This window comes from Peribacillus sp. P4_C12 (assembly GCF_056402095.1).
Genome location: NZ_JBFUIB010000866.1, coordinates 1 through 1,173 on the forward strand (window position 1 = coordinate 1; position 1,173 = coordinate 1,173).

Here is a 1,173-nt window from a genome sequence, read left to right on the forward strand (position 1 = left end):
GAATTATTCAAGACATTCAAGAGAACTTGCCTCAATCGGTTTCGATCAGTATAAATATATATAGATTGTGTCACTGAATTAATGAATGTTACATGAGAACTAGGATTTGAAGAAGAATAGACATCTATAATTTCATCGAGGAAATCTTTTAGATCAAGTTTCTCCCATTCAAGCTGATGAGGCTTTGCTAAATCAAGAAGTTGAGTTACAAATACATTAACCCGATTGACTTCCTCAAGCATGACATCACTATACTTTACTATTAAAGTTTTATCATAATCCTGGCTCTTCAATAGTTGGAAGAACCCCTTTATTGTAGTCAATGGGTTCCTAATTTCATGGGCAACCCCTGCAGCTAGCTGACCTACATATTTCAACTTTTCCGTACGAACGATTTCCTTTTCACGATCCTCTATCGTTTCCATCATTCTCTGAAAAGCAAGGTTCAGTTTTACCATTTCTTCAAAGCTTCTTTTATTAGAAACGACGAATTCTTTTCCTTCAATAAATTCCTCTGTTGCTTCAACAAGATCTTGAACAGGTCGCACAAGAGTCTTTGTAAATAAATAGACCACTATAATGATTGATACAAATAAAATCGTGTAAATGGTTAGATAACGTGACAAAAGATCATTCAAAGGCTGAAACACTTGTTTCTTATCAGCTCCCACAACTACAAACCATTTATTTTCCGTTTGTGCTAGCGTATGAACAGCCTGAATAGAATATATTTTCTCTCCATTCTCTGCACTGTACAAGTTATCCGTTTCAGAAGCTTCTATCAGTTTTGCTTTTGTTAATCCCATTTCCTCTAAGGTAGAATTCTGTTGGATGCCATGGGGATCTTTTTTGGAAACCATGATACCTTCTTGATTAATCATGAAAATGTTCACAGGATACTTATCACTAATATCAACAGCTTTTCTCTCGATCATCTCCCAAAGGTTTTCTAAGCGGAAGGCCGAGGAGACAACACCAACCATTTGCCCTGTACGACCATATACCGGTGCACTTAAAGTTATTATGGGTTCAGAATAAGCTCGTGTTTTATACACGTCAGAAAGAAATTCATTACCTTCTAGTGCTTCTTCAAACCATATTCTCTCAGCTAAGTTAGCTCCGATCATTTTATTAGATGTATCTGCAATAACTTTACCTTCCAAATCCAAATAC

The 1,173-nt window shown here is 36.0% G+C and carries 1 protein-coding gene; it reads right to left on the reverse strand.

What is annotated here, in order from left to right:
- Positions 1-1,173: histidine kinase dimerization/phospho-acceptor domain-containing protein (locus AC1DUW_RS29785; protein ID WP_477644301.1), on the reverse strand; the 1,173-nt coding region annotated here is incomplete at both ends.